Source organism: Shinella sp. R2-11, assembly GCF_055330205.1.
The window spans coordinates 649738-666143 of record NZ_JBVAPC010000003.1; the positions used below are offsets into that span (position 1 = coordinate 649738).

14 protein-coding genes are annotated in these 16406 nt (G+C 65.0%); 4 read left to right on the top strand and 10 right to left on the bottom strand.

The window, feature by feature from the left end; all coding sequences use genetic code 11:
• Window positions 1–147 precede the first annotated feature (147 nt).
• The 3 genes from ACZ1A1_RS11385 to ACZ1A1_RS11395 all read right to left on the bottom strand — a co-directional run bounded on the left by ACZ1A1_RS11385 (window position 148) and on the right by ACZ1A1_RS11395 (window position 2313).
• Window positions 148–948, bottom strand: coding sequence for an IclR family transcriptional regulator (locus tag ACZ1A1_RS11385; protein ID WP_313192441.1), 801 nt, complete (start codon window positions 946–948; stop codon window positions 148–150).
• Between the two features lie 427 nt (window positions 949–1375).
• Window positions 1376–1972: a general stress protein gene (locus ACZ1A1_RS11390; protein WP_313192440.1), complete on the bottom strand. Its 597-nt coding sequence runs from the start codon at window positions 1970–1972 to the stop codon at window positions 1376–1378.
• A 23-nt stretch (window positions 1973–1995) separates the two neighbouring features.
• On the bottom strand, window positions 1996–2313 hold the full coding sequence (locus ACZ1A1_RS11395) for a PepSY domain-containing protein (protein ID WP_415213080.1): 318 nt from the start codon (window positions 2311–2313) through the stop codon (window positions 1996–1998).
• Between the two features lie 182 nt (window positions 2314–2495).
• On the opposite strand from ACZ1A1_RS11395, the gene ACZ1A1_RS11400 reads away from it, so the two are divergent.
• Window positions 2496–4736, top strand: coding sequence for a histidine kinase dimerization/phosphoacceptor domain -containing protein (locus ACZ1A1_RS11400; protein ID WP_463620027.1), 2241 nt, complete (start codon window positions 2496–2498; stop codon window positions 4734–4736).
• 125 nt (window positions 4737–4861) lie between these two features.
• On the opposite strand, the gene ACZ1A1_RS11405 is transcribed toward ACZ1A1_RS11400, so the two are convergent.
• Window positions 4862–5419 carry a biliverdin-producing heme oxygenase gene (locus ACZ1A1_RS11405; RefSeq protein WP_463620028.1) on the bottom strand — a complete coding sequence of 186 codons (558 nt, stop codon included), beginning with the start codon at window positions 5417–5419 and terminating at the stop codon, window positions 4862–4864.
• A 195-nt stretch (window positions 5420–5614) separates the two neighbouring features.
• Here ACZ1A1_RS11405 and ACZ1A1_RS11410 point away from each other — a divergent pair, with 195 nt between their 5' ends.
• Window positions 5615–6457: an ABC transporter ATP-binding protein gene (locus ACZ1A1_RS11410; RefSeq protein WP_463620029.1), complete on the top strand. Its 843-nt coding sequence runs from the start codon at window positions 5615–5617 to the stop codon at window positions 6455–6457.
• A 59-nt stretch (window positions 6458–6516) separates the two neighbouring features.
• Here the strand turns inward: ACZ1A1_RS11410 and ACZ1A1_RS11415 are convergent, their stop codons facing one another.
• The 4 genes from ACZ1A1_RS11415 to ACZ1A1_RS11430 form a co-directional block, all read right to left on the bottom strand.
• On the bottom strand, window positions 6517–7563 hold the full coding sequence (locus tag ACZ1A1_RS11415; RefSeq protein WP_463620030.1) for a FecCD family ABC transporter permease: 1047 nt from the start codon (window positions 7561–7563) through the stop codon (window positions 6517–6519).
• Window positions 7560–8588, bottom strand: coding sequence for a FecCD family ABC transporter permease (locus tag ACZ1A1_RS11420; protein ID WP_463620031.1), 1029 nt, complete (start codon window positions 8586–8588; stop codon window positions 7560–7562). Before ACZ1A1_RS11420 ends, ACZ1A1_RS11415 begins: the two co-directional genes overlap by 4 nt.
• A gap of 35 nt (window positions 8589–8623) precedes the next feature.
• Window positions 8624–9574: a Fe2+-enterobactin ABC transporter substrate-binding protein gene (fepB, locus tag ACZ1A1_RS11425; RefSeq protein WP_463620032.1), complete on the bottom strand. Its 951-nt coding sequence runs from the start codon at window positions 9572–9574 to the stop codon at window positions 8624–8626.
• A gap of 148 nt (window positions 9575–9722) precedes the next feature.
• Window positions 9723–10748, bottom strand: a complete 1026-nt coding sequence (locus ACZ1A1_RS11430; protein WP_313192432.1) for a helix-turn-helix transcriptional regulator — start codon at window positions 10746–10748, stop codon at window positions 9723–9725.
• A 171-nt stretch (window positions 10749–10919) separates the two neighbouring features.
• On the opposite strand from ACZ1A1_RS11430, the gene ACZ1A1_RS11435 reads away from it, so the two are divergent.
• Entirely contained in the window at window positions 10920–13106 is a 2187-nt protein-coding gene (locus tag ACZ1A1_RS11435; RefSeq protein ID WP_463620033.1) for a TonB-dependent siderophore receptor, read from the top strand.
• A gap of 58 nt (window positions 13107–13164) precedes the next feature.
• On the opposite strand, the gene ACZ1A1_RS11440 is transcribed toward ACZ1A1_RS11435, so the two are convergent.
• Window positions 13165–14019 (bottom strand): alpha/beta hydrolase, encoded by an 855-nt coding sequence (locus tag ACZ1A1_RS11440; RefSeq protein ID WP_463620035.1) that lies wholly within the window; start codon window positions 14017–14019, stop codon window positions 13165–13167.
• 79 nt (window positions 14020–14098) lie between these two features.
• A complete protein-coding gene (locus ACZ1A1_RS11445) occupies window positions 14099–15133 on the bottom strand; it encodes a LacI family DNA-binding transcriptional regulator (protein WP_463620112.1) in 1035 nt (344 codons plus the stop codon).
• A 136-nt stretch (window positions 15134–15269) separates the two neighbouring features.
• Between ACZ1A1_RS11445 and ACZ1A1_RS11450 the strand changes: the two genes are divergently transcribed.
• The gene (locus ACZ1A1_RS11450; protein ID WP_463620037.1) at window positions 15270–16106 is read left to right on the top strand and encodes a phytanoyl-CoA dioxygenase family protein; all 837 of its coding nucleotides are present in this window, start codon (window positions 15270–15272) and stop codon (window positions 16104–16106) included.
• Window positions 16107–16406: the final 300 nt, after the last annotated feature.

The window sequence follows — 16406 nt, forward strand, 5'->3', positions numbered from 1 at the left end:
CTGCACCTCAATGAGTGATTGTTCTTTATACAGAACATTGTTCTTCATGGAGCACAAAAGGTGTAGCATGCTCCGAACGTTTGTCAACGCGGATTCGGTAAAACGACAACGGGCGGCTATTGCCGCCCGTCGCTTCGGAATTTTCGGTCAGGCCGTTGGGAAATCGCCCGGAACGCGGGCGAGAAGCGCCCGGTTGATCGAAATCGCCGTTCGCACGATCTCCCGTGCCAATTGCTCCTCGCGAGGCGCCAGCGCCGAGAGCAAACCGGAGCAGGTGAAAATATAGATGACCTCGCCCTGCCTGTCGAAGATCGGCATGCCGAGCGCCATCAGGCCTTCCGTGAGCTCCCCGACGCTACGCGCATAGCCACGCTTTCGCGTCGCAACGATTTCCGCACGCATGTCCTCCTCGGTCATGAGGGTGGCGGAGGTATAGCGCACCGGCCGCCAGTTCTTCATCCAGCGGTCGACGACGCTTTCCGGCTGCCATGCGAGATAGGCGCGCATGTTCGCCGTCGCGTCGCGCGGGAAATGATGGCCGATCGGAAACGAGACCTCCATCGACTGCGCACCGTTGAACTTGTCGATAACGATGAACGTGTCGTCGACCTGCGGCTGCGTGAGCACGGCCGGAATTTCCGTGCGCCGCACGAGTTGCTGCAGTTCGTGACGGATCGTGTCGAGCACGGGCGAGCCGAGCAGGGAGGACGCACTGGCCAGAAGCCCCGAATTGAGGTGATAGGCCTTCGTCCGCGGATCGAATTTCAACCAGCCGAAATAGGTCAGCGTCTTGAGGATCGAGTGACAGTGGCTCTTCGATATGGAAAGCGCCGTCAGGATCTCCGTCAGCGACGCCATATGCCCCGGTGCGCGGTTTATGAAATTGACGATGCCGACCGCGTTCTCGACGGCGGGAACGAGCCCCGGCGCGGGAAGCTGGGGATGCAAATCGTCGTCCTGGGCCGTCAGGAGCCATCGCGAACCGCTTTGGCGCAATTCGGATGTATAGGCACCGGTAGCAGAAGGATTTACGTCCGCTGCGTCCTTCGCGCGCGGACTGGACGTCTTGCGTGTGATTCTTTTCATGACTCCCCCGATTGCGCCGCTTGGTTGCAAGCCAAAATCCTTTATACAGAACGCGGTTTCTCTACAAGAATTCTCTTCTCGTTGCGAAGGGCGATTTCGGAGTCGTCTCCCATCACGCCGGCAGCCCGTCCCTGACTTTCCTCCGGCCCATAGAATGCGCGATACGATTGCCCACGCGTCATCCTCGAAAATGTCCGGTGCAGAAATCCAAAGCGCGAAGAGTTATGCCAGTGCCTGAACGACAAAGAGCGGCCGAATGGCCGCTCTCGGTGCTCATGGTTCCTGGAGGTCAGCGCCGATAGCGCAGGCGCTCCTGCTCGATTTCGGCGGGGCCGTAAGGGTCGAGCGTGTCGTCGAAGCGCGTCCAACCCTGCTCGCCATAGGCGGCACGGCGTTCGACAGGATCGACCCAGTTCGACTGGCGCAGGATCGCTTCGGCTTCCGGATAGAGGCTTTCATCGACCCGCGCCGTGACGAGCGTGCCGCCGCGCCGGACGCCTTCGGCATAAACATGGGCATGCTCCTCGGGAACACCCGATTCCGTCATCGCCCCGATCAGGCCACCCGCCGCACCGCCGGCAACCGCGCCGGCCGCGGCCCCTGCCGCCGTTGCCGCGAGCCAGCCGGCCGCGACCACCGGCCCGACGCCCGGAATGGCCATGATGCCGAGGCCGGTCAGGAGACCGCCGACACCGCCCACGGCGGCACCGATACCTGCGCCGGCGCCAGCGCCCTCGGCAGCGTTCGTTTCCTTCGTGTAACGGTCGTCGGCATTGTTCGAGACGATACTGATATCGTCGGAGGGAACGCCACGCGCTTCCAGCGCGCTGACGGCGGCGCGGGCATCCGTGTAATCGTCATAAAGTCCGGTTACGGTCTTGGTCATGGGAAACTCCTCGAATTGGGGTGTTATTCGGCGACGATGTTGCCCTGATAGTCGAGCGCGACATTGACGGACTTGCCATCTTTCGTGGCCGTGCCACGCCAGACGCCCTTGTCGTCGAGCTTGAGGCCCGTGACGTCGGCATAGCCTGCCTCGACGATCCGCTCTTTCGCCTGGTCCTCGGTGAAGCTGTTGGCGCCCTCTACCGGCGCGGTGGCGTTCTTGTCGTCGGGGGTCGCAATGGCGGGGGTATCGCCATCGGTGGCCGGAGCGGTCGAAGTCTGCGCAAGAGCAGCAAAGGTCGATGCGCCGACGAACGCGGCGGCGAGCAGTAGCTTGTTCATGATGTCGTCCTCGTTTCAGGCCGTTAAAGGCAACGCAGAAACCGAACGGGCGGCGTTTGGTTCCTCGAAAACACGAAACAACGACAGATTTCCGCTTCGTTTTCCCAGCTTTGCAGGTTTGCGCCGAGAACTTATTTTCTCGTCGAGAATTTGATCTCTGTTTTTAGCCAACATTGAGTGCGATGCCCTCGTTGAGAAAACAGCACTCCGGCCCGTCAGGGGTCTTGGCCCGGCATAAGGCTGCGTTCTACATTCGCCGCATTCCCTGCATCAGGAGGGCCCGTATGGAAGCAAGCGCCACGACGATCGACGTCACGTCATGTGATGTCGAGCCTATTCACATCCCGGGCTCCATCCAGCCGCATGGGATCATGCTCGTTGCGGATGCAGCGACAATGATTTGTGTCGGTGAAGCCGGGGATGTTATCCGTTTCCTGGGCAGGCCAGCGCAAGGCCTCCGGTTGCCGGATATTCTCGGAGAGGCGTGTGCCGATCGCCTCGCGGATGCGACGACGGGCAGGATTACCTTCCTCGGGCGCATCGAAGGCGCTTCGGCCATGCTCAATGCGGTTGCCTACCGGTCCGGGGCCTATCTCGTCGTGGAAATCGATCAGGCCGAGGAGCAGACCATCGAAGCGGTGCCCTTCCTCGTCACGCTCGATGCGGCGAGCTCCCGTTTCGAGCGCGCCAGCAGCGCCAGGGAACTCTGCCAGGAAGCGGCCAGTATCTTCCGGCAGTTGATCGGCTATGACCGGGTGATGATCTACCAGTTCCTGGACGACGATGCCGGCGTGGTCGTCGGGGAAAGCGTCGAGGCGGATACGTCCGGCTTCATGAACCATCACTTCCCGGCCTCCGATATCCCGAAGCAGGCAAGAGCGCTCTATCTCAGGAACAGGGCGAGGGTCATTCCCGACGTCGATTACGTGCCCCAGCCGATCCGCTCCGAACGCGATCTCCAGCGGCTCGACCTCAGCGATTCCACGCTCAGAAGCGTGTCCCCGATCCACATCCAGTACCTCAAAAACATGGGCGTGGGTGCCTCGGCCTCGTTCTCCATCATCAAGGACGGTGTGCTTTGGGGGATGGTGGCATGCCATCACAATTCGCCGCGGACGATTCCGCTTGCCGTGCGCATGGGATGCCAGGCCCTGGCGAATGCCTTGTCCCGGCAGATTCGGTCGAAGGAGGAAGGCGAGCTCTATCGTGAGCGTATCCGCCTTCGCTCCCAGGAAGACACGGTGCTTTCGAAGCTCGGCAGCGACCGGTCCCTGGAGGAATTCTTCGAAGTATCCGGCCCCGAGCTTGCGGCGCTCCTGGCCGCCGATGGCTTCGCGGCCGTGCAGGGCAAGGATCTCTTTGTCTATGGGCGGTTGCCGGACAAGATCGACGTTCGAAAGATTGCCGACTACATCCGGCTTCCGGCGGCGCGCCAGCCCTTCGTCACCAGCAGCCTGTCGCGGCAGTGGAAGGAAGCGGAGGCATTTCGCGAGCAGGCGAGCGGGCTGCTCGGAGTGACGATGTCGACGGAGGTGCCGACGATCCTGATCTGGTTCCGCGCCGAGCATATCGAGGTGCTGAAATGGGCGGGAGAACCGCACAAGGACGTACCGCTCGAGCCCGGCGCGACCTTGCGGCCGCGCACATCCTTCGCCGCCTGGTCCGAAAGCGTCCGTGGAACCGCGCCGCCCTGGACCCATGCCGAGGTGGAGGCCGCCAGCCGCATCATGCGTCTCATGCTGGAGCAGAGAAACAACCAGCGCATGCGGGATCTGAACCGCGAGCTCTCGACCAGCCTGCGCGAAAACGAAAGCCTTCTGGCGCAGAAGGATTTCCTGCTCAGGGAAGTCAACCATCGTGTGCAGAATTCCCTGCAGCTCGTGTCGGCCTTCCTGCGGCTTCAATCGCGGTATGCGAAGTCCGACGACGTCACGGCAAGCCTCGACGAGGCCCAGAAACGATTGAACGCCGTGGCCCTCGTCCACCGCCGGCTTTATCAGGATGACAGCGTCGAGATCATCGACCTCTCGCGCTACATCGAGACGCTGCTGGCGGACATGCTGCAGGGCATGGACCCGGCCTGGACGGAGCAACTAACGCTCGACCTCTCTCCCGTGCTCATTGCCACGGACAAGGCGGTCAATGTCGGCCTGGTGCTGACGGAACTGGTGATCAACGCCCAGAAATATGCCTATGACGGCAATCCCGGGCCGCTGGCGCTCAAGCTGGAACAGCACCGCGACACCCTCCGCCTCATCGTCTCCGATCGCGGCCGCGGCAAGCAGAAGGCCGGTACGACCGGTTTCGGCTCCAGGATGCTGCACGCCATCGTCGACAGCCTCGGCGGCAATCTCGACGAGGAGGATAACATGCCGGGTCTGAGGGTGGTTCTGACGGCTCCGATACAGGCCGCCCAGCGCTAGAGCATTTCCGCTTTCTCCGAATCGCGAAAACGCTCCAGCTCCTTGTTGTCCCGCATTTCCGAACGCAAAACCGCTTCGCACTTTTGCTGGAAATGCTCCAGGGGCTTCCGTCAGCCCGGACCGGTTCAGGAATAGACGGCGGTTTCCCTGTCGAGGCATCGCATCGCGAGCTCGAAAACCGCGTTTGCCGATTGCGCCGCATGGTCGATGTCGAAGTCCTGCGCGTCATCCAGCAGCGAGAGGAAGGATTGCCAACGGGATGCGGCATTCGCCATGAGCGCGAGATGCCGTGCCCCGAAAGCATCGTCCAGCCCGAGGGCCGCGGCCCTCGATTTCAGGACACGGGCGCCCAATGTGGAGCCCTCCAGGACATAAAGGGCGCCTAGCAGCGAACTCTCGTCGCCAAGCTTTACGCTCGCATTTTCAGGAGAAGCCGGTTCGAGATCGAGATCGGCCGCGTCCTTGGAAAGGGCTTCGGACACGAATGTCGGCTGCCATTTCCAATCCCGTGGCCAGGCGACGTCCCGAAGCATCAGATCCATGGCGGCGCGGAACGAGCTCAGGAACGCCACATAGCGGCGATATTCCATTCGCGTGGCGAACGTCCCGACAGCGGCGTCAAGTCTTTGATGCCCTTCGCGGGTCCGGTTCCGAAGCTCGAAACGCCGTTCGCTGATGCTCATTTTCCTGCGTTCCCGGCACGGTTGGCTTTGTCGTCGTCGAAGGCTGCCCCGCCACGACCTCTAAACCAGGCTCGGGCCCATCCGCAAGGTTCTCTCCAGGCTCCGCCCGAAATATCCGGAAAGCCTCCTCTTCCGGCTCTTCCTTGACCGTGCATGGCGCGCCTATTATCTGGCCTGATCCAAGCAGGAGAAACCATGTCCGGGACAGTTTCGGATACGCCGCAGGAGACCACCACACGGCTCGAGGCCCGCGGCGTCACGCTGCTCTATGGCGAGCGGACGATTTCCCGCGACCTGACCTTCAAGGTCCCGGACCGGCTCTTCACCGTCATCGTCGGCCCGAATGCCTGCGGAAAATCCACGCTCCTCAGGGCCCTCGCCCGCATTCTCCGGCCGGGCGCCGGCCAGGTGGTGCTCGACGGCAAGCAGATCGACCGCATTCCCGCCCGCGACGTGGCCCGCACGCTGGGCCTGCTGCCGCAGAGCTCCGTGGCGCCGGACGGGATCACGGTGGCCGATCTCGTGGCGCGCGGGCGCTATCCGCACCAGACCTTCCTGCAGCGCTGGAGCGAGGCGGACGAGACGGCGGTCGCCTGGGCGATGCGCACCGCGCGCGTCGAGGACCTTTCCGGCCGCGCCGTCGACGAACTGTCCGGCGGCCAGCGCCAGCGGGTGTGGATCGCCATGGTTCTGGCGCAGGAAACCCCGCTGCTCCTGCTCGACGAGCCGACCACCTTCCTCGACATCGCCCACCAGATCGAGCTCCTGAACCTCCTGCGCGACCTCAACCGGCGGCAGGGCCACACCGTCGTCGCGGTGCTGCACGATCTCAACCAGGCCTGCCGCTATGCCGACCACATCGTGGCCATGCGTGACGGGCGAATCCTCGCCGAAGGCGATCCGCGCAGCGTCATGACCGCCGAACGCGTGCAGGAGGTGTTCGGCCTCGCCTCCGTCGTCATCGCGGATCCGGTGACGGGCGATCCCCTGATCGTGCCGCTGGACGAGCCGGCCGCACCGCCGCCGGAAATGCTTTAGCTTTTTGTTTCAGCCGCATTATCCGACGCCGAAGCGATCCCGCTTCTGCTGGAAATGCTCTAGCGGCGGCGCGAACGGGTGAGCAGCCAGAGAAGATAGAGCCCGCCGACAAGGCCTGTGACGCGGCCGATCGGCAGCACGAGATCGACGCCGGCAAGCTGGGTCAGGAGATCGGCAAGGACGAGCAGGAAGGCGCCCATCGCCGCGGCGCTCGCCACCGGCACACCGCGCGCGCCCGTCAGCCGCATGGCGAGCTGCGGCGCGGCGAGCGCCACGAAGGCGATGGGGCCGGCCGAACCGGTCGCAAGCCCCGCGAGCAGCACCGCGCAGGCGACCATGCCGAAGCGCGTGCGCTCGACATTCACGCCGAGCTGGCGGGCGACGTCGTCGCCCATCTCGATAAGCCCGAGCCGCGCCACGGCAAGCCCGACCGCCGGGACGAGGAGAAGACAGCCGGCCGTCACGGGAAGGACATGCTCCCAGGTGCGGGCGTTCAGCGAACCGGCCAGCCACAGATTGGCGGCAACGGCATTGTCGAGATCGCCTCGCACCAGCATCAGACCGTTGAGGGCATTCAGCGTCGCGCCCGCGCCGATGCCCATCAGCACGAGCCGGTAGCCGCCGGTGGCGCCATGCTTGAAGGACAGGAGATAGACGAGGCCCACCGTCAGCATGCCGCCGAGCACGGCGGACAGCGAGACGGCGAGCGGCCCGCCGCCGAACAGCACGATCTGCGCCAGCGCGCCGGTCGCCGCGCCGGTGGTGAAGCCGATGACGTCCGGCGAGCCGAGCGTGTTGCGCGACACCGACTGGAACACCGCGCCCGAAACGCCGAGCGCGGCGCCGGCGAAGACGGCGACCAGGATGCGCGGAAGACGGAGGTTGAGGACGATCTCCCGCTGCATGCCGCCCTCGCCGTGGCCCGTGAGCGTCGCGAGCACCTCGCCGAGCGGCATGGCGATCCGCCCGAGGGTGAGGGCGTAAAGGGCGGCGAGCACGGTGAGCCCGGCAAGGCCGAGCGTGACCGTCGCGAGCCGCGCATCCACGCGGAAGGAGGCATGGCGGCTGCGCCACAGCCAGCGGCGGGCAGCGGGCCGCGCGCTCATAGCTTGGAAATCCGGTGCCGTCGGACGAGGGCGATGAAGAACGGCCCGCCCATCAGCGCCACCATGATGCCGACCCCCACCTCTCCCGGCGGCGCGACGATGCGGCCCAGCGCATCGGCGGCGACCGTCAGGAGCGCGGCGATGGCGATCGCATAGGGCAGCAGCCAGCGGTGGCCGGGCCCGGTGACGAGGCGGGCGATGTGCGGTGCGGTGAGGCCGACGAAGCCGATCGGCCCGGCCGCGGCGGTGGCCGCGCCCGAAAGCACGATGACCGCGAGCGCCGACATGCCCCAGATGCGCAGCGGATTGCCGCCGAGCGCCTTGGTGAGGTCCGCGCCGAGCGCGGCCGTGTCGAGCGCCTTTGCCAGCGACAGGGCGATGGCAAGCCCGAGGACGGTGAGCGCCAGAACGGGATAGAGCACGCCGTAGCCGCGACCCTGCAGCGAGCCGACCGACCAGTGGCGGAACTGGTCGAAGACATGCTCGTCGCTGTTGACGAGCACGATCTGCGCCAGCGACAGCAGCACGACCGTGAGCGCCGCGCCCGCCAGCACGATGCGCACCTCCGCGCCGTTGCGGCTGAGGTTGCCGAGGAGGTAGACGCCCGCGCCGGCAAGCGCCGCGCCGAGAAGGCCGAAGGCCATGTAGGCCGTGACGTCGGTCACGCCGACGAGCGCGATGGCGGCGGCGATGGCGACCGCCGCCCCGGCATTGATGCCGAGGATGCCGGGATCGGCAAGCGGGTTGCGCGTGAGCGCCTGAAGGATCGCACCGGCCGTGCCGAGCGCCGCCCCGACGACGACGGCCAGCAGCGTGCGGGGAATGCGCAGGTGGCGCACGAGGAGATGATCGCTGTTTGCCGGATCGAAATGCACGATGGCCTGCCAGGTCGTGGCGATCGGAATGGGCCGGGCGCCCGCCACCACGCCGAAGAGCATGCAGCCAAGAAGCAGGAGGCCGAGCGCCAGGAGGCCCGCGACGCGCCGCCGGGCCGCTGCGCGGCCCGAAGGAAATGCGCGGCCCACTTCGCGGGATATCGGAACGGCCTGCCGCGACAAGGCTACGTCCCGAACTTCTTCATGATGCCGTTGATGATCTCCTTGCCGCTAAAATAGTCGATGCGGAAGGAATCGACGCCGAGGCCGTAGATCTGGCCCTTCTTCACCGACGGCAGGTTGGCAAGGACCGGATCGTTCAGGAAGGCGGCGGCCTTGCTGTCGTCGACCCGCAACAGGAAGGTCGTTTCCGCCGTGAGGTCGACGAGGCGCTCGTAATCGGCCCAGACGAAATCCTCGCGGGGGCTCGCCTGCGTATGCCAGGCCGGATCCGGGTCTTCGAGGGTAAAGCCGAGCGCCGTGAGAAGGGCGGCGTGCGGGCCGCCCGTGCGGGCGATCGGATTGCTCTGGCCGGCGCCGTTGAAGCTGATGATGTTCGCCTTGCCGGCCGGAATCCTGAGCTTTGCCCGCGCGGCGGCGGCATAGGCGTCGAAATCGGCAATCGCGGCGGCGGCCTCGGCCTCCCGGCCGGTCGCGGTGCCGAGCTGCGTGGCGAGCGCCTGCCAGGAGACGCCGCCATCGTCGATCAGGACGGTGGGCGCGACCTGGCGGAAGGCGTCGAGCATGTCCCTCGCCGAGCCGGCGCCGCTCGCCGTCACCACGATGAGGTCGGGCCGCGTGGCATAGACCGCCTCGAGGTCCACCTTGCCGGCAGGCCATGCGTTCTCCACGCCGCGCTCCTTCGCGACGCTCGCCCATTGGGCGAAGAACTTGCCATTGGCCGCCGAGCCGCTGGCGACGACCGGCGCGCCGATGGCGAGCAGCGTGCCCGTGGTGCTGACGGAGGTCGAGAGGATACGCTGCGGCTTGGCGGGAATCTCGGTCCGGCTGCCATCGACATTGACGAAGGTCCGCGGCCACCCGTCGCCGGCAATCGCCACGCTCCAGGACAGGAGGGCGAAGAGCGCCGCAAGGACGATCCTCAAATCCCGGAGGCCGGTTTTCGCAATCCTCATGGCTGTCTTCTCCGCTGACGGCGCAAGCAAAAGCGCGCGGGACCGCCGCTCGTGAGCGGCGCCCGGGCGGGGCGAGCATTAGCACCGCTCGCCCGCGCCCGCCATCGAAACATGAGTGCAGATGTAAGGATAAGATGCCGCGGTGGCCTCAGCCCCGTCCCATCGCGGCCTGTTTGCGCAAGGAGGACGGCGGATAGCCGAAGCGCTTGCGGAAGGCGGCGGTGAAGTTGGAAAGGTGCACATAGCCCGCCTCGAAGGCGATGTCGGAAATGGTGCTGTTCGAGAAGAGCAGCGCTTGGCGCGCCTCTTCCAGCCAGTGATTGCGGATGAACTCGTTGAGCGAGCAGTGATGCGCCTTGCGAATCAGCCGCTGCAGGGTCGCCTGGCTCGCCCCCAGCTCGCTCGCCATGTCGGGGATGGCAAGGTCGTGGACCGAATGCCGGTCGACATATTGCACGAGCGCATAGAGCCGCTGCTGCTCGGCGGCGGTGAGGTTGGCCGGCAGCGCCGCCGCGTCCGCGTCGGCGGCGAAGGTCGCCGCCAGCGCCTCGTAGACGATGGCCAGCGTGTGGCTTTCGAGAAGCAGGTTCGAGAAGGGCGGCTTGCGGGCGGCGATGTCGAACATCTGCCGCGCCAGGAACTCGACCTTGCGATTCGGCCGCCAGTGCCAGAAACCCGGCTTGCCGTCGATCAGCGCGCCGAAATTCTCCGGCGCATCGGCGGTCTCGGCGAAGCGGCGCAGCCAGTCGCGCGAAAGGCCGATGACCATCTTGTCGAGATACTGCCCCTTGCGGGCCCGCCGGCGCAGGCGCGCGCCGCTTTCATGCGAGACGATGATCGCCGAGGACTGCCAGCGCCCCTGATCGCTTCGCTGCGGCATCGGCATGGGCACGCCGTTCAGCGAGGCCTCCACGAAGCCTTCCAGGAAGATCTTGATGCAGACCTGTGCGTCGAGCGCCACCTCCATTTCCAGGTCGCTGAGTTGCATGCGGCGGCCGAAATTGGCGTGGATGCCCTCCATGCGAACCCGGCCGGCCACCCCGAGCGCCACCACCGCGTCGCTCTGGTCGCCGCCGTCGAGCACGCGCACGCCGTTCTTGCGCAGTGCGCGCCGCGTGAGGATCGGATGACCCTCGGGCGGTGGCGGCGGAAGGGGAAGGTCGGAGCTGTTCACGAAGGTCTCCTGCATAAGTTTATGCGCGATGCACGAAAGCAGAGGCTTTCAAGACCGCGTATAGGGATACATGAAATTTTTACTCAAGAATAGCCGCGACGGGGTATTCGCGACGGTTCGGCCCGGGGGGCCGGGCCGCCGGAATGTCCCGCCGCTTGGGGGTCGATTGGAATGAACGGAACTGAGATCATCGTGAAGCGACAGGGCTTTTCCCGCCTCGCACGCGTCCTGCTGGGAACCACCATGCTGGCCGGCGCCGCCTTCGGCGCCCACGCGCAGGATGCCGCCGGGAAGAACGAGGATGGCGACACGGTGCTGGAGCCCATCGTGGTCGAAGGCTCGACCTACGAGACCGAGGGCACCGGCAGCTACGCCACCAAGCTGATCAGCGTCGGCGACAAGGACACCCGCCCGTTGCGCGAGGTGCCGCAGTCCACCACCGTCCTCACCCGCGAGCGCCTCGACGACGGCAACTTCACCTCGCTCGACACGGCCATGCGCAAGACGCCGGGCGTCGTGGTCCTGACCAATGACGACGGCCGCTCCAGCCTCTATTCGCGCGGCTTCGAATACGACACGCTCTACATGAACGGCCTGTCGACGCCGGTATCCTCCATCTACGGCACCCAGCCGGACATGGCGGTGGTCGACCATGTCGAAATCCTGCGCGGCCCTTCCGGCCTGTTCGGCGGCGCGGGCGAGCCGGCGGGCGCCGTCAACATGCGCCTCAAGCAGCCTTCCGACGAATACAAGGCGAGCGTCAACACCACCATCGGCTCCTGGGACGGCAAGCGGATCGAAGGGGACGTCACCGGACCGCTCGTCAAGTCCGGCCGCGTTCGCGGCCGCCTCGTCGGCGTGCTTTCCACCAAGGATAGCTGGGTGGACACGGTCGACAACAAGGTGGCCGTGCTCTACGGCACGGTCGAGGCCGACATCACCGAGAACACCACGGCGCGGCTCAGCATCAACCACACAGAGCGCGACATCACGCCGTTCAACGGCCTGCCGACGCTTCAGGACGGCACGCTCCTCGACCTCGACCGCTCGACCTATACCGGCGCCGACTGGAACAGGTTCGAAAACAGCGTGACGCAGTACATCGCCGAGATTGAGCACAAGTTCGACGACGGCGGCCATGCCAAGGTCTCGGCGCTCTATTCGCATGTGGACGTCAATTTCCTCTATGCCTATGCGTCCAACTATGCTGCTGCGGACGGATCGATCAGTGCAACGGACAGAACGAGCGGCAACACCGGCGGCACGCGATGGCTTGCACGGGATTACGAACAAGATTCGATATCCCTCGACGCCCATATAAGCCGTCCATTCGACTTGTTCGGCCTTGAAAACAATATCATTGCCGGCGCCGACTATCGCGGCAGTAATGATACCATGTTTACCGCGACGGATATTATTCCGGGCACGCAGAACATCCACAACTGGAACTCCGCCATCCCGATGCCGGTCGTGTCCTACGGCAGCCCCACCAAGACCGAATCGGACCAGTACGGCATCTACGGCCAGTGGCGCATCAAACCGTTCGATCCGCTGACGCTCATCGCCGGCGGCCGCTTCAGCTGGTACGAGGGCAAGTCGGGCACGAGCACGGTGGACATCAACGGCGAGTTCACGCCCTATGCCGGCGCGGTCTACGACCTGACGGACTGGCTGTCGGCCTATGCCAGCTACACGCAGATCTTCCAGCCGCAAAGCGTGCTGGATGCCAGCGGCAACCTCCTCGATCCGCGAACCGGCGAGCAGTACGAGATCGGCCTGAAGGCCGAGCTGAGCGACAGCATCAACGCCTCGCTCGCCTGGTTCGACCTCAAGGACAAGAACCGCGCGGTCTCTGATCCCGGCAATACAGGCTCCTATCTGGCGCTCGGCGAGGCCCACATGCGGGGCATCGAATTCGAGATCAACGGAGAGATCCTGCCAAACTGGGAAGCAATGCTCGGCTACACCTATACGGATACGGAGTTCAAGAACACGACCCGCGCGGCCGGCTCGGAATTCTATACGCCGGAGCACATGGTGCAGCTCTTCACCAAATACACCTTCGACGGGCGCGGCGACTGGACCGACGGGCTCTTCGTCGGCGGCGGCGTCAAAGTGTTCAGTTCGTTCAAGAACATCTCGCGCACGGCGGCGGGCGGAGCGACCACCATCAATGCGCCCGGCTATGCCGTGGTCGACCTGCAGGCCGGCTACAAGTTCAACGAGAACGTGACGGCGAGCCTGACGGTCAATAACCTGTTCGACAAGAAGTACTACGAGCGCGTTGGCGGCACTTCCGTCTTTAACTTCTACGGCGAGCCGCGCAGCATCGTCTTCAAGCTCGGCACGACATTCTGATCGCCGAAGCATCGAAACGAAAACGGCCCGGGGTTCGCTCCGGGCCGTTTTTCTTTGATCATTCCGCTTCGTCGCCGCCGAAGGCCATGGCCTGCACGCGCCTTGCCCCATGCATCAGCATGTCGAAATGGTCGTGGTCGGCCGCGACGATCAGCTCCGCCCGCAAGCCCGGATTGGCGCGGGCGATCAGCCCGGCGACCTCGCGGATGTTGTCCACCATGGCGCGCCGGGCAAGATGCGCCATTCTTGCGGACGGCAGCGGCCGGGTGGGAAACTGTTCGTCGCGCCCGACGGTGACGACCAGACACTGCGCGTCGGTGACGGGAGGCGTGTCCCGCATGCGGCGCATCATCAACCCCTTGCTGAACCAGAGAGACGGGCTTGCGGCCCAGTAACGCTGGAATTGGCCGGGATGGGCAATCAGCGTATGGAGCGTGAAGAGCCCGCCATAGGAAAAGCCGAACAGCGTGTTGCGGCCGGGATCGAGCGGCAGGCGGGCGGCGAGCGCCGGCCGCAGCTCCTGCGTCAGGAAGTACAGAAAATCCGAGGCGCCGCCGAACTCGCTGGATACGCTATCGCCCGTCTCGCTGTCGGGCGTCGGCGTATAGTTGCGCGAGCGGGCCGGCGCATCGAACGGCGCACCGCCGGGAAAGCCGATGGCGACCACGACCCCCGCTCCCCCCGAGACGCCGCTCGCCGGCGGAAACAGGCCATGGGCAGGCTGGGTGAAGACGAGCGGAAAGCTGGCGTCGCCATCGAGCATCCACAGGACCGGCCAGCCGCGCGCGGGCGCCGGCTCCGCCGGCACGCGGACGAGGATGCGATAGGTCTCACCCGTGCGGGCGGAAGCGATCTCGAACGTCTCCGCCCCCGGCATGACCACCGGCTGCCAATTCCCCGCGCCTCGACTCATCACGCTCCCATCCTCCCCGACATCGCGCTACCGATAGGCAGCGCGATCCCGTTTAACAAGTCGATCCGAAGGGCAGACGTCAAGGCGACGGTTTCTCCGATTGATGGTCGGCGGGTATCCGGCCGACGGAGCCTCTGGCTACCAGCGTGCATCCGACCTTGTGAACGGCATGGGACTCGGGCCGGGGCTTCCTTGCGAGCTGTTCGATCGCCCAAGCTCCCATGGGGCGGTGCGGAAGCTCCAGCGTGGTCAGTTGCGGCCGCAGATGGCGTGACAGCTCGTCGTCATCGTAGCCAACGATCGAGATATCGCCGGGGATGCGCAGACCCGCCTCGCCGACCGCATTGAAACAACCCATCGCCATCTTGTCGTTCTGGCAGAAGATGGCCGTCGGCGGCTCGCGAAGCGACAGGAGCTTGCAGGTAGCCTCGAAGCCGGACGTCGGCGTCCAGTTTCCCTCGACCACCAGACGGTCGTCATAGGCGAGGCCCGCCTGCGCCAGCGCCTCGCGATAGCCGGCCAGCCGGTCCTGCGCGGCTTCCATAAAGCTCTCGCCGACGATCGTGCCGATGCGTCTATGTCCCTTCCTGAGGAGATGGGCCGTCGCCATCCGTCCGCCGGTCACCTCGTCCGGAACGACAGCGGGAAAGCGGTTGTCGCCGGTATAGCAGTTCAAGAGGACCAGCGGCACCGGAAGGTTCTCGAAGACCGCGTCGAGCGATACACGGCGGGTAAAGATCGACATGTAGACGATGCCCTGCGCGCCGGCCTGGAGAAGGTGCGCCACCGCCTTGCGCTCATGCTCGGCGCGCCCCTGCGTCTGCGCGACGAGAATGGTCACGTCGTTTTCCCACGAGGCGTGCCGTGCGCCCTCGATGGCGTTGACCGCCTCGGGGGTCGTCGCGAGCTGGTCGACGATAAAGCCGATGCAGCTTCCCCTGAAATCCTCGAGGCCCGCACGGCGGATGGGGCTTGCAAGCCCGTAGCCGAGCGTCCGCGCGGCCTCCAGAACCCGCGCGCGAAGATCGGGAGAAATCTTGATATCCGTGACGTTGTTGAGCACGACCGAAACCGTCGCCTGCGAACATCCCGCCGCCCTGGCAACATCCATCATTGTCACACGTTTTGTCGTCTGTCGGCGGCTCATGCTTGTCCTCGTAATGCCCTTTCTACACCGCCTAATAAAAATCGGCCATTGACTAATAATTATTAGCAGCGGTAGCCTTGCCGAAGATCGGGAGGAAAACAGGATGAACACGAAGCCGGCATTCGAATACGACATTACCGCGCAGGCGGCGCAGCTCGTCGCGGACGGCATCATAGGACTGAAGGGCGCCTTCAGCCCGGACTGGGCCGACGAGATGCGGGAGGACATGATGACGGCCTTCTGGTCAGCCATTCAAAGGCCGGGCGGAGCGGTCGGTCGCGGTCCGCGCCGCTGGTATGTCGAGATCCATCCGCAGGCATTTCGCGGCTTCGTCGATCTCGTTACCCATCCCTGGGTCGTGGATGTATGCACCAATGTCCTCGGCCCGGACTACCAGATCGTGGAGATCGGCTTCGACGTCCCCTTCCAGGGCGCAAGATACCAGCCCTGGCACCGCGACTTCCCCTCGCCCGTCGATACCTATCGCGATCGCCGGATCACGTCGCTCGCCTTCAACCTGACCGGCGTCGACGTCACGGAGGACATGGGGCCATTCGAGGTGGCACCCGGAACGCAATATGACGACGGCCGGGACTGGAAACATGAAATGTTCCCGGACAAGACGCTCTGGGGCCGCTTTCAGGACCGCGCGACGCGCAAGTATCCGCAGCGCGGCGACATTTCCTGCCGCTCGGCCCTCACGGTCCACCGCGGCACCGAACATCGCTCCCCCATCGCACGGCCCGTCATGGTGTTGGGCGTGGACCGGCCCGGCGCAGGACATGCCGAACTGCACGACATGATGGTCACGCGCGACTGGTACGACGCGCTCCCCGAAATCGCCAGGAAACATCTCGTCTGCCGCGTCGTCGACGAACTTGTGCCGATTACCCAGAAGCACGACATCGAAGGCCTGGTGATGGGCGCCGATCCAGCCTAGCGGCGCCCGTTGCCCATAGGGCGGCAACGCCGCATCCGTTCGATACGATCTCACTTCCATGATTGCCCGGAAGGGAGCCGGACTTCCGCCATAATTTCAAGGTCGCAGGAGACGCCCGAAGGAAGGGCGCCTTCAGCTTGCCCCGGTCTGGCAGTTCGGATTGAAGCAGGCTCACTCGTGCGGCCTTCAGGATGCGGGAACAATCGGCGGGTGAAGCGGTTCGACACCCGACCCCAAAATAGCGAGGCGAACGTGACCCTGACCGCGCTGGCGCTCAACTGCACCCTCAAGACGAAAATG

Coding starts and splice junctions, on each gene's coding strand:
- ACZ1A1_RS11390 (WP_313192440.1), bottom strand. CDS start 1,972: ATGACCAAGACCGTAACCGGACTTTATGACGATTACACGGATGCCCGC.
- ACZ1A1_RS11395 (WP_415213080.1), bottom strand. CDS start 2,313: ATGAACAAGCTACTGCTCGCCGCCGCGTTCGTCGGCGCATCGACCTTT.
- ACZ1A1_RS11400 (WP_463620027.1), top strand. CDS start 2,496: ATGCCCTCGTTGAGAAAACAGCACTCCGGCCCGTCAGGGGTCTTGGCC.
- ACZ1A1_RS11405 (WP_463620028.1), bottom strand. CDS start 5,419: ATGAGCATCAGCGAACGGCGTTTCGAGCTTCGGAACCGGACCCGCGAA.
- ACZ1A1_RS11410 (WP_463620029.1), top strand. CDS start 5,615: ATGTCCGGGACAGTTTCGGATACGCCGCAGGAGACCACCACACGGCTC.
- ACZ1A1_RS11415 (WP_463620030.1), bottom strand. CDS start 7,563: ATGAGCGCGCGGCCCGCTGCCCGCCGCTGGCTGTGGCGCAGCCGCCAT.
- fepB (WP_463620032.1), bottom strand. CDS start 9,574: ATGAGGATTGCGAAAACCGGCCTCCGGGATTTGAGGATCGTCCTTGCG.
- ACZ1A1_RS11435 (WP_463620033.1), top strand. CDS start 10,920: ATGAACGGAACTGAGATCATCGTGAAGCGACAGGGCTTTTCCCGCCTC.
- ACZ1A1_RS11440 (WP_463620035.1), bottom strand. CDS start 14,019: ATGAGTCGAGGCGCGGGGAATTGGCAGCCGGTGGTCATGCCGGGGGCG.
- ACZ1A1_RS11445 (WP_463620112.1), bottom strand. CDS start 15,133: ATGATGGATGTTGCCAGGGCGGCGGGATGTTCGCAGGCGACGGTTTCG.
- ACZ1A1_RS11450 (WP_463620037.1), top strand. CDS start 15,270: ATGAACACGAAGCCGGCATTCGAATACGACATTACCGCGCAGGCGGCG.